Annotated in this window: 8 protein-coding genes; 7 read left to right on the forward strand and 1 reads right to left on the reverse strand. The window is 57.3% G+C overall.

Features of this window, described 5'->3' with window-relative positions; genetic code table 11:
• The first annotated feature begins 76 nt into the window (after window positions 1-76).
• From NG895_RS24600 to NG895_RS24630, 7 genes are all read left to right on the forward strand, one after another.
• Window positions 77-3,127, forward strand: a complete 3,051-nt coding sequence (locus NG895_RS24600) for a PEP-CTERM sorting domain-containing protein (protein WP_252855203.1) — start codon at window positions 77-79, stop codon at window positions 3,125-3,127.
• Between the two features lie 652 nt (window positions 3,128-3,779).
• A complete protein-coding gene (gene can, locus NG895_RS24605; RefSeq protein WP_252855204.1) occupies window positions 3,780-4,421 on the forward strand; it encodes a carbonate dehydratase in 642 nt (213 codons plus the stop codon).
• Between the two features lie 385 nt (window positions 4,422-4,806).
• Window positions 4,807-5,352 (forward strand): sigma-70 family RNA polymerase sigma factor, encoded by a 546-nt coding sequence (locus tag NG895_RS24610; RefSeq protein WP_252855205.1) that lies wholly within the window; start codon window positions 4,807-4,809, stop codon window positions 5,350-5,352.
• Window positions 5,352-7,136, forward strand: coding sequence for a FecR family protein (locus tag NG895_RS24615; protein ID WP_252855206.1), 1,785 nt, complete (start codon window positions 5,352-5,354; stop codon window positions 7,134-7,136). The genes NG895_RS24610 and NG895_RS24615 overlap by 1 nt, the downstream gene beginning before the upstream one ends.
• Before the next feature lie 62 nt (window positions 7,137-7,198).
• Window positions 7,199-10,240, forward strand: coding sequence for a LamG domain-containing protein (locus NG895_RS24620; RefSeq protein ID WP_252855207.1), 3,042 nt, complete (start codon window positions 7,199-7,201; stop codon window positions 10,238-10,240).
• 171 nt (window positions 10,241-10,411) lie between these two features.
• Window positions 10,412-11,524, forward strand: a complete 1,113-nt coding sequence (locus NG895_RS24625) for a DUF1559 domain-containing protein (protein ID WP_252855208.1) — start codon at window positions 10,412-10,414, stop codon at window positions 11,522-11,524.
• 29 nt (window positions 11,525-11,553) lie between these two features.
• The gene (locus NG895_RS24630) at window positions 11,554-11,958 is read left to right on the forward strand and encodes a carboxypeptidase-like regulatory domain-containing protein (protein WP_252855209.1); all 405 of its coding nucleotides are present in this window, start codon (window positions 11,554-11,556) and stop codon (window positions 11,956-11,958) included.
• Between the two features lie 87 nt (window positions 11,959-12,045).
• Here NG895_RS24630 and NG895_RS24635 read toward each other — a convergent pair whose 3' ends face one another.
• Window positions 12,046-12,297 carry a hypothetical protein gene (locus NG895_RS24635; protein ID WP_252855210.1) on the reverse strand — a complete coding sequence of 84 codons (252 nt, stop codon included), beginning with the start codon at window positions 12,295-12,297 and terminating at the stop codon, window positions 12,046-12,048.
• Between the last annotated feature and the right edge of the window lie 331 nt (window positions 12,298-12,628).

Genomic DNA, 12,628 nt, shown 5'->3' on the forward strand with positions numbered 1-12,628 from the left:
GTTGCGTGCAATCAAACTGGGCGGAACGGTAAAAGATATCATCACTTCTGGGCTACATAAGTAGAGGTTGGTTTCAATGAGGATGCATCATTGGTTACTCGCATGTGCACTGCTGCTAAGTGCCTGTCAATTCAGCAATACCGCCTGGGCACTGAACATCCTGGCCCCGGGCGATGCCATTCAGGCTGCCGACTTGGATGCCACTTTCACTTCGGGTAGCAACACTCCCGCCGAAGAGACCGCCCCAAAGCTATTTGACGACCTCTATCTCGAAGCCGACTACGTTGGCTACGCCGCCAAATACCTCAACTTTGGCAAGGAGTATTCTGGCTTTATTGTCACTCCCCAGTCTCCCTCCGAGATTCACAGTTTCGTCTGGGCCACGGCCAACGATGAGCTGGGACGAAGCCCCACTTCGTACCAACTCTGGGGCACCAATGACTTCATCACCAGCACCAACAACAGCCTTGGCAACGAAGAGAATTGGACGTTCATTTCCGAGGGCGATCTGACGGTTCCCGCAACCACTTATACGCTTTCGGATCCCGTTTCGTTTGCCAACTCCAGCACTTACAGTTCCTACCGGATGATCTTTCCGACCATTCAATCTGCCACTGCCAATTCGCTGCAGATGGGAGAGATGAGCTTCTACACGTCGACCGACGGAACAGGGGTCGACGTAGCAACGAATCCGAGCAACGTACTCGCCATTCGCCTGCCACCTGTCCCCAACCTTACGAGCGATAGCGCCTATCCCGCTGGCGAGGCGCCGGAGAACATTCTGGACGGTGATTCGGGAACCAAGTACCTGAACCAGGGTGACACTAATAGCGGCTTTATCGTTACACCCGCTTACGGATCCTCCGTACTGGAGTCCTTCCGTATCACCACGGCCAACGACTTCGAAGAACGCGATCCAGCATCCTGGCAGTTGTACGGCACCAACGATGCCGTTACGAGTCCCAACCATAGCAACGGCGGCCTGGAAGACTGGACACTGATCGACCAGGGCGACTTCAGTGGCAACACCGGATTGCCTGTGGCCCGGTACACTCCCAGCCCGAAGATCTCCATTAACAATCCAAACGGCGATGCCTACACGTCGTATATGATGGTCTTTCCAACACTGCGTGACCCCAACAACACCGGTGCGATGCAGATTGCTGACGTCGAGTTTTTTGAGAGCGACCCCGTGACTCTTTCGGTGAACGCGTTGTCCGGTGAAGTAACCATCCAGGCTGACGCCAATGTCACCATCGGAAGCTACGAGATTACGTCGCAGATTTATGGCAGCCTTGACCCCAGCGAACTCAGTGGCATCGGCACTCTCGATGGAACTCCCTCCAATTCGATGATTGCCGAGACTATTGGTGGTGGCGGGCTTCCGCTCACTACTGGCCAATCCGTGAGCTTGGGAAGCATCTTCCTAACGACACCTTACAATGACTTGCGTCTCAAACTCTACGATGAGAATGGAATCCTCCTGGCAGAGAATGTGGAACTTACCCCCGCCGCTGCCAACTTGGGCGACCTCGACTCCTCCGGGGGAATCAACCTCGACGACTACAACCTGTTCATCGCCAACTATGGTGGCACGTTTACCGGCGACTCGATTGCCGAAGCCTATTTGAAGGGCGACCTGGATGGCGATTTCGATTCGGACCTGGACGACTTCTGGATGCTTGTCCGGGCTTCCAATGGTCTGGAGGCATTGCTTTCTCCTTCCACAACAGTGCCCGAGCCTGGCACTGGCCTGCTATTCGTTTTGGCCGGTGGGTTCGTTCTGGCGGCACGCCGCTTCCGAGGCAGCGCAGTTGCGTTTGGCTTGGCCGCACTGAGCATGCTCGTCGTGAGTGAATCGCAAGCTCAGACCTACACCAGCCTGGGAATCCCCACTACCTACTCGGGCTCCGCCCCTGACAATGTCAATCGTGGCGTGGAAAACCTATTCGATGACTTCACCATCGAAGACCCCATTTATCCCAACTTGACGATTCAACATTTCAATCGCGACTACAACAACGTCAATCCGGATGTCTTTAACGGCGGTTCTTACGCTGGCCAGGGTGTTGGCCCACAGCAGGTCTACATGGACTACGGTTCACAAATAACCGCTAACGCGTTTTCATTTGCTCAACGCGATGGCGACCTCCCTAAAGCCGACCGCGTGGGCACGTGGGAATTCTGGTTTAGCGACACGCCGTTCGGTGATGACAACAACGAGCTTCCCACCACCGCCCCTGACGCCACGTTCCATATCGATGGCGACGATTCGCGCCTGCTGGATAGCTTTCTAAGACCCTATCCGCTCGGCAACGCCACGGAAGACCAATTCACCTTCCAGTATGCAGCCATGCAGTTCACGATCTCCGAGGTATCGGTGGATCAGCAGTTCAACAACATAGGCGGGGCCGAATTCCGTTTCGCTTATGGTCCTTCGCCAGTTGTGCTCGAAATCGACCGCCAAACGGGAGTAATGACGCTGAAAAATAATGGCACGAGCGCCCAGGCGTTTGACCTGCGTTCGATCGAGATCGAGAGCCCCCTGGGAGGGCTGAATACCACCGGCTACCTCGGACTGACCGGTGCGGCTGGCAACCCCTTCCCATCCTGGCAGTTGGGCGGTGGTTCGGACGAGTTCCACATTACCGAGGCAACCTACCCGGGCACCACTCTACTTGCGGCTGGAGCCAGCATTGAGCTGGGTACCGGCTACAATGTCAACGCTGCCACGGAAGACGTGCTGATTCGTTTCGCCGAAATGAACCTCGGCAATGAGGCGAATCCCAATGGCGTTCCCTCGATGTACGATGGCATCGTCCGCTACGTCGGCCCCCCATCGGTCAAGGACCCCGGCGATTTCAATGCCGATGGATTCGTCGACATCGCTGACTACGTCGTTTGGCGTAACAACTTGGGCGGCAATGCCGCTGCGATTAATTTCAACGGTGCAGGTGGCGTGGTAACGACAGCCGACTACGAAATCTGGAAGGACAACTTCGGCACCGCTTACGGATCGCTAAGTGCTTCTACGAGCCCAGTGGCAGTGCCCGAGCCCTCGACCTTGACGATGATCGCCCTGGTGGTGATCGGAGCCTTCGGCACTCGCTTCGGACGTCGCGCTTAGTCACCGCTCACTTCGTCACAGAAATCTCCCCGTGTGGCATGGTGACGGCAATACGTTCGGAGGGGCAGCCCGAGCAAGTTGTCGTGGCCAGTGACGAACGGGAAGCTATTGACGCCATCTTCACGCTTTAGTGGAGATGGCGTTTTGCTTGTCTTTACCGTCGGTCTCGCAATCCTTCCTTGAGAACAGAACACAACTCTCGCCATCTCGCAGCCACGCGTGATCGTCTCGCATCACAAAGATTCTCCACGATGCAGTCCACCTCGGCCCAATGCTCGAGACGGAAGCAGCGAGTACATCGGCGTCGGCGGCGGCTGCCGCGATCCTCCAGTCGATCGCCCCGCGACGAGGATCGCCGACGCTGCCTCGATGTTGGATGCTGCGCAGGCCGAGTACGACGGAACAGACAACGGGATCAAGTCGGGACTGGCCGACCGGGAAGCCTGCCTTGTAGCGATCCAAACAACCGGGAATCTGGGGGAGACGCGAAACTGGGAGAAGTTTCCAACTGCGGTACAATGTACACGCCGCAAACCAGCCCGTGATGCGAACCGGCAGCTTCATCTGCTATGATGGGGCCCGTTAACCTATAGAGCCGCCTGCTCATGGCGGGCTTGAACCAACTGGCTGAATACTAACGGCGGAGCAGGATATGCGCATACTACCCGAATTGGTCGACAACAATCGCAAGTGGGCTGACCATGTCACGAAGTCCGATCCGACCTTCTTCGAACGCCTTAGCAAGACGCAGTCCCCCGAGTTCCTGTGGATCGGCTGCTCAGATAGCCGGGTGCCCGCCAACCAGATCGTGGGCCTCGACCCGGGCGAGGTGTTCGTACATCGCAACATCGCCAATGTCGTTGTTCATACGGACTTCAACTGCCTAAGCGTCATCGAATACGCCGTGGCGGTGCTAAAGGTGAAACATATTATTGTTTGCGGCCACTATGGGTGTGGTGGCGTGAAGGCTGCCAGCGAGAATCACCACCTGGGCCTCATCGACAACTGGCTGCGACATGTCCGCGATGTTCGCCAGAAACACGAGGGGCTCCTCTCCACGATCCAGCCCGACGCCATTCGACTCGATCGACTCTGCGAGCTAAATGTCATCGAGCAGGTTCACAATGTATGCCACACATCGGTGGTGCAGGCCGCCTGGGAACAGGGACAATCGCTGGCCGTTCATGGCTGGATTTATCGCCTGGAAGACGGCCTGATTAACGATATGGACGTGACGATTACCGAACCACGCGAAATTGCGCAGGCCTATCGCGTAGCGACCGGCACTGTCTAGCCGCCGCGGGCCCCACTGCAACTGGCTGTGGCTGCCGCTGCCAGCATGGAAAGCTCAAGGAACTATCGGCTATTCGAAGATCACCTGGGTGCCCCGAAACCACCTCTTCGGGGGTGCCACCACTGAGCGGGCCGCGCAGCTAGCGGTTTACCGCGAATTATGCCCAGCATTTCCGCCGGTATGCCGAAGGCTTCGGGCAATCAGCCTTCATATTTCTAAAAATTCGAAGATTCTAGTCGAATAAGCAGCCCCCATTAGTATTGCTCATAGAGGGTTTCCCTCGTCCTGAACGCAGTCGAACAGGTCGGTACTTTTCGAAGATCTGCGGCGAAGCGGCGAGCTGCGCGCTGCCTCGGTTTTTACTTTTTCGAATTGGTGCGTACGCATGCCCCAAAGCCAGGCGATATCCGCGGGTCAATTCGTCCAACTCGTAGTGAAATACGAGTGGCGATTCCGTGGTTTCGTCGCCACGATGCTCGCCTCGACCAGCGACATCGACGAAGTGGTGCAAAACTCGCTGCTCGTGGCCTGGGAAAAGCTGGGGGAATTTAGCTACACCGACGAGACCCCCGACGAATCTTTCGTCCGCTGGGTTTGCACCATCGCCCGCTACCAGTCGCTCCGACTTCACCAGCAACGGGTGGGGACCTCTCTGATCTTCGACGATGCACTCATCGAACGACTTACCGCCACCCAACTGGAGGAAGCCCCTCTGCTCGAGGTGCAGCGTACCGCACTCAAGGGGTGCATTGAGAAACTGGTGTCCGACGACAAGGACCTTGTGCAGCGTCGTTACACCAGCGGACAGACCGTTGAGGAACTCGCCACCTGGACCGGTAAGACCAAGTCGGCGGTGTACAAATCCTTGAAGCGAATCCGGAACGTGTTGATGCGTTGCATCGAGCAGACAACCCGCCAGGAGGGCTTCTGATGGCTGTCGATCGACCATTGACCATCAGCGAAGTGCGGACCGTCAAGTCACTGGTCCACGATGTGTGTGATGATGCGGCCACCGATGCCCAGAAGGAGCAATTGCGCCAGTACCTGGACTGCAGCGAGGAGGCTCGCAAAATCTACGTGCGAATGATGTACGTCGCCGTAGGGATGCACAGCTGGTCGCAGCAGGCGAATGAAGCCAATAGGCATGCTCTGGATCAACCGGTTGACTCCTGCCAGTCGCTTGCATTGCAGTTGGCTAAAGACGAAGTCACTCGGATGATTGTTCGAAATACTCGGGCCGAATCGAGTGCCACCCAGTTTGCGCGTCGCAAGCCCTGGCTTTCGTTGGCCGTCGCTATCGCGGCCTGCTTGCTCGTGGCCGTCGGCGTGATTGCTCTGCGGCAGGGCCAAGGAAATCTGACTGCCACGTCTCACGACAAAATTCTGCCCCCCAGATCCGACCAGTATCAGCCACCAATCACTGTGGTCGCGACTGAATACATTGCCCAGGTGGTCGACGCCACCGACGACGTCCGCTGGGTAGGCGACTCCGCTCCCTTCGATTTTGGGTTGCGAGTCGGCACTGGTGAGCGCATCGCCGTGGAGTCAGGCCTGCTCCGGCTCCAGTACTTCACGGGCGCCACCATTATCCTACACGGTCCTGCCAGCTTCACGCCCACTGGACCGTCCAGCGGTCACCTGGCAGCAGGCAAGTTGACTGGCCGCGTCTCCGGCAGCGAAATGACAAGCTTCCGACTGACTACGCCCAGCGCCGACGTGATCGACCTGGGCACCGAGTTCGGTGTGGCCGTGAGCGACACTGCGGCCACCGACGTCTGCGTGTTCGATGGCGAAGTGGAGGTCAACCCATCGGTCGCCTCCCGACGCACCGCATCACCCATCCGGCTGACCATGGGGATGAGCTTGCGAATGTCGGCCGACGGCGTGCCCGACCTGACTTCTCGAGTGGACAATCAGCAGTTTCTGCGAACTTTGCCGGAGCGCACTGTCAGCTCCATGCCGCCCAACGAGATCAGCCTGGTGGATGCCATCATTGGCGGCGTTGGATTGTCTCATCGACTTTATGGGGCGCTCGATCCCAACAGCGGCAAAGTCGACGAAGAGCCTTTGCGGAAGTCGCGGATGGCAGACGAATTGGGGTTCCGTTTCGCAGTCTACAACGAATTCGTAGACGGAGTGTTTATTCCCCACCGCCGAGACATGCCCACTCGCATCGATTCGTATGGTAACACCGTCGATTTCCCGGCCAACTTGAGCCGCACCGAGAGTGCCATCTGGGCACGGCGTCCCGTGCCTAACTGGTCGCACGCGGTATTAGAACGATCGGGGGACGAAGAAGAACAGTGGGGCCTGGGGGCAACCCGCAATGTCTGCGAGCGGCTGGCCGAATGCCGGCTGGGGCTTGTGGGAATGCACGCCAACGTGGGCATTTCGTTCGACGCCCACACCATTCAGTCCGTCGAAGGCCGCGCTGTCCGCGCTTTTCGCTGCACGCTGGCCAATGTCGACGCATCTTGCGGAACGGTGCTCAACGGCAGAGGCGGAAGAGGCAGCATCGTAGACGTGCATGTTTTTGTCGATGGAGTCGAACGGTGCACGGTGCCAAGACTCGATTGGTATCAAGGTGATCAGCAGATCGAAATTGAGCTTGGAACGCACAGTCGGATTGTAACCGTCGCAGTTACCGACAGCGATCTGCAACTCGATCACGACGAGGTAGTCATGATCGATCCGGTATTGGTAATGAGCGAATAATTCGAAGTCTAGCCAAATAGAATCTTCAGCAGTAGTCGACAATTTAAAGGTGGAGAGAAAAGATGTTACAGAGCTTTCTCAGGTTGACTTGCCTGGCAGTGGCAGTGTGTCTGACCGACCATGTGCAGGCGGTACTTGTCTACCAATACACATTCAACGATGGAGTTGCCAATAACGGACTTGTGTTCGCCGACGAAGCAACCGGCGACTCGATAGGCAACCCAGGGCTTACCTACGTCGACCCTACCAACATGGGACGCATCGTCGGTGGGCAGGTTGATCTGAGCGCCAACAACGGCCAGGGCTCTGGCGCCGACGGCATCGGTGTCGATGCCGCGGGCATCTTTCTTGACTTGGACGACTTTGCCTTCTCCAACGCCGCGTTTGGAGGTGCCAACGGTGCCGCTTCCATCGAAATGTGGGTCACGGTCTCGCAGAATCGCAACTGGGCTCGGTTATGGGACATCGGCACCAGCGAGGGAGGAGCGGGTGTTTCCGACAGCGGAAGTAGCACATCGTACGTGATTGGCGTCGGCCAGTCCGGCTCCGGGCATTTCGGTGGATCCACCCATGTCTCAGGTGCCGAGCAGTTCGTTCCCGCTCCCCCCAATCCTGAACAACCACCATTGCCAACCAACGTGAAGCACCACGTGGTGTTCACTCTCGACCACTCGGCCACTACGGCAGAACGTCCCAATGGTACGGCAACTCTGTACCTAAACGGCACAATGGTCGGCCAGGAAGCGATCGTGGCCGATCTGGACCTCAACAACGACATCCTTTCCGGCGGCAATTCCGAACTGATTGACAACAATAACTGGTTCGGACGTGCCCAATGGGGCGGCGACCCGTTGTTCGACGGGCTCTATGATGAAATCAATATCTACGACCACGCGTTGACCGAAAGCGAAGTCACCGCTAACAACGCTCAGGGCCCCGTAGCGGCGCTGATCCCTGTTGTATCGATCGATCGCAGCACAGGCGAAGTGCAATTCACCAATGTGACCGATTCGGCTCTTCAGCTTACGTCCTACACGCTTACTTCCAACGCCGGTGGGCTGGATACGGACAACAATGTGACGATCGATGGATCGTGGACAACCAACACGGAATCAGCCACCGAGCTGATGCAGACCGGCGGAGCCGCCGTGACGCTGCCTGCCAACTCCGATGGAGCCAGTATCGGAAGTGCTTGGTTCCAGTCGACGGTTGAGGACATTCAGGCGATTGGCCAGATGTCGGACGGCACCATGACCGCATTGGAAGTTGTTTACACCGGCGACGCCCTCTCTCCCATCGACCTGAACGCCGATGGCATTGTGGACGAAGACGACTGGTTCGTGTTTGCAGCTAATGCCTACACCAACATCAGCGGACTGACCGAAGCCCAAGCTCGCCGCGTTGGCGATTTGAACTTCGACGGACTGCAAGACTATGACGATTTCCGCAGTTTCAAAAGTCAGTTCAACGCCTTGGCCGGAGCGGGTGCTCTGGAAGCAATCATTGGCGGTGCCTCGGTACCCGAACCGTCGACTCTCGCTCTGGCAGGTTTGGCCGCGGCGGCCCTACTTATTTCGAAGAGGAGCAACCTTTCCGTGTATCGCAGCAAGTTGACTGTCCTTTTTGCGGCCCTGCTGTCGCTCGCCATCGCTCCGTCCGCTCAGGCACAGGTAATCATGGACTGGGACGCGTCAGCCTGGAGCGGCAATGGCGAAGACTTGGGTGGCGGTTGGAACGGCGATTCTTGGATCGACTCTGCGGCGGGAATTCCGGCTTTCTCCGGAGGTAACCTGGCTGAATCGAACAACGGCGGCGTTCCCGTAAAGACCGAGGGTCAGATCGGCTTAGATCCTTATGCCAACTGGATCGACTTTTCGTACGAGTCATTTGACGTCAACAACACGGCACATCCTCTCGCCGGGCTACGTGACTTCACGATTGCCGCTGTTGTGCGCGTGCCTGAAAGTGCGGGTGCCCTGGCTCCGAACGTCGGTGAGAACCAATTCTGGCTGTTCAATGGGTTCGTCGGCAAGGAAATTGGCAACGCAGGCGTCGGCGACTGGGTGCTGGGATTGGTTCAGCAGGATGGCGACGGGCAAGCCCACATCGCCGCCGGCACCGGCCTCGCGGCCACAGACGTCGGCACGTTGGGCCCCGCTATCAACGACGACATGTGGCACACCGTCCACTTTGTGGTGAATGACCTCGGCAGCAACATGTTCGAGCAGCGCCTGTACCTCGACGGAGTTGAGGTGGCCAACGATTTGGACCTCAGCTTTGGCGGCCCTGTTACTGCGGTTGCCGCCTCGGACTTTGCAATCGGAGCTCGTCGCGATGGTGGCAATGGCTATCTGCCCGATGCCGACATGGCTCGCCTCAAGTTCTACGGCGCGAGCTTGAGTCCCACGGAAATTGCCAATCAGGCGTCCAGTTTCCTGGGCGAAGGTTTACAACCTCTGCAGATGGTTGTTGGTGGCGACAACTCACTGTCCATTGAAAACCCCAACGTTTCGGATGACATCAACATCGATGCGTACTTCATCACCAGCAACACGGCAAGTACGTTCAACACCTCGAACTGGACCAGTCTAGAAGACCAAGGAATCGACACGGATACCGGCAATCCAGACGGTGACTTCAACGAAGATGGAACTGTTGATATTGCCGATTACACTGTGTGGCGAAATAATCTTGGTAGCACCAATGGACTTCCAAACAGCGCCGCCTTGGGCGGGACTGTGGACTCCACTTACTACGAATTGTGGAAAGACAATTTTGGTGCCACCGGCTCGGGTGAAGGCCTTGGCTGGACGGAACTTACAGGCGCTTCTAACGACACGCAGTTGCGTGAGTACTTCCTGGGTGAAGAGGGCTCGACTCTCGCTGCCAGCAGCTCCTGGGAACTTGGCACGGTCTACACAGGATCTGGAGCCGAGACGCTGGAATTCATGTACTCGCAAGACGGCGTACTTCGCCGAGGCGTGGTGGTCATGTCTGGCGCAGTTTCCAGTGTTCAGGTACCCGAGCCCGGTAGTGTCTTCCTGGCTCTCGCTTCGATGGCGACTGTCGGAATCATCACGTTACGCCGTCGCCCGCTGCGGTAGGCTACGGCCAAGCATTCCGTGGTGGTGACGACGGGCAGCGTCGCCACCACGGTTTTGTGTGATTGCCAATTAACTGTTACCAACAATCGGCCACGATGGTCGCTGCCCAATACCACAGTGATGCACGAGATTCGAACGCGTGCCTCCTGGCTAGAAAACCCGAGGAATGAAATGACTGGGTCTGCCCGATGCGGTCGCAACCGCTCAACCGCCTTTACCCTTGTTGAACTGCTGGTAGTGATCGCTATTATCGGCATCCTAGTGGCGTTGCTGTTGCCCGCTGTCCAATCAGCTCGCGAAGCTGCCCGCCGTTCGACGTGCACCAACAACCAGAAGCAACTGGCACTCGCGTGTCTGAATTACGAATCGACCCACGGCAAACTACCTTATGCCCGAAAAGTCGATCGGTGGGACTCCTACACGTGGACGCAGTTGATCATGCCGTACATCGAGCAGCAGCAGGTCTACGACAACTACTACGACATTGACGACACCTCCAAGAGTGGTGGCGACCAGTGGACTAGCTGGGCTCCGTTGGGGACCGATTCCAGGAAGCGTTCGGCTCGCGAAGCACAGATCCCCGGATTTTATTGCCCCAGTGCCAACACACCGCTACCAAATGAAATGAACCAAGCGCCCTACAGCTTCTGGCGAGGCAACTATCGCGCGTCGATGGGTAGCGAGATCAACATGTATGGCGACACCACTACCACGCTGCAAGCATTCAAGAGTGCTCCCAACTTAAATGTGTTCGGTCCGGGCGCTTTCCAAGTCGAGCCCAACCAGGGCTACCAGGGCATCAATTCCCAGATTTCAATGTCGTATGGCGGGGCTCCCAAACAGGTCAGGCTGGCCCAGATCACTGACGGAACCTCTAACACGATCCTACTGTCCGAAGGCATCACCGCCACGGAGGTGGTTGCCTACGGTGGCCCTCTTGGTTCGGTGCTGTATGGCAACATGGGCGGAGCGTTGATGACAACCGTCACTGCGCCGAACGAGTCGTCCGTCGCGGATCGTCTGCAAGGCCCCTGCCCCAATCAGACGAATCCTCCCGACTCCGCCTACCCCATCGAATCGGCTCCCTGCAATGGTACACCGTCAGTGCCGACCAACGGCCCTGGTGCTACCAATGTTTGGGTCGCTGCCCGCAGCTACCATCCTGGTGGTGTGATAGCAGCCAAAGCCGATGGCAGCATCGACTTCTACACCAACGGCATAGACATCAGCTACTGGCGTTCGCTTGGCACTCGTGCAGCCAACGACATTGTGAATGATCAATAGTTCCTGATTCCGTCGACAGGCAAAACCAGATGGCAATAAAAACTAAATGGCTCCACATCCCCGTCAGCTTGCTGGCGGTCCTGGCCCTCGTCGCGGTTGCCGGTTGTTCGGACACGGTTGGTGTCTCTGGCAACGTGACGGTCGATGGCCAGCCACTGCCTTACGGTCACATTGGACTGCAAGGCAGCGGGAGCGGTGGGGAGCGATTTGGGGCGGAGATCTCCAACGGGAAGTATTCCATTCCGTCGGTGCCACCAGGCAAGTACGAGGTAACCATTACCGGGGAAGATGGCCCTCCGGTGCAAGTTACTGCGGAACAAGCACGCCAGGGTGGTGTCCAAGCTGCCAAGGAACTTATCACGCTGAGCCATCCCAAGAATGGACAGACTGTCGACATTGTCGGCGGCAGAAATTCGCTCGACTTCGACTATTAATTCGCACTGCTGATTTCGCGAGACGTCATCCCCCTTGAGGTAAGAGGCGGCAATTGAGGTTCATCAACTTCTGCATTGCCATCTCGCTCACCAACCACCCCCTGTCCCGCGTGGGCTGAGTACAACGTTCAGACGGTAGCTGTCGGACTCCTTCAACCGGTCCACATGGTATAAGTGCCCGGCGACAACAACACCCTTTACATCGTCGAACTCCACGATGATGGTGTTCCGCTTGGTCGGATCATCGCCCAAGATCAGCTGACAAGGGGACAGCGTGCCTCTCTCGACCTGCTGGGCACCAATGTCTGCGATGGTGGGCTCCCGGCGGTGACGTTGCACCCCGACTTTCAGCAAATCGACAGTTCTAGACGGACTTCAACACCGGATGCACCAACGGCCTGCAGGTCACCGTGCAGCTATTCGATGGAACAATTTTCACTGCCGTCATCCTCTTCGCCGGCGACCTGGATGGTGATGGCCAGAACGATTACACCGACCTTCGATCGGTCAAGCAAGCTTTTAACGATTCTCGCGGTGCCGAAGCATTCAGCCGACTGTTGGCGGCATCCGCACCAGATGCGATAATACTGATGGCGAGAATACTTATCGTCGGCGGGATGGTGTGTCGATCGTCGGGGGGTGTCCCTCTGTTTCGTCTCGGATCGAGTTC

The sequence above is a fragment of the Aeoliella straminimaris genome (assembly GCF_024054565.1).
In the GTDB taxonomy this organism is placed as follows: Bacteria; Planctomycetota; Planctomycetia; order Pirellulales; family Lacipirellulaceae; genus Aeoliella; species Aeoliella straminimaris.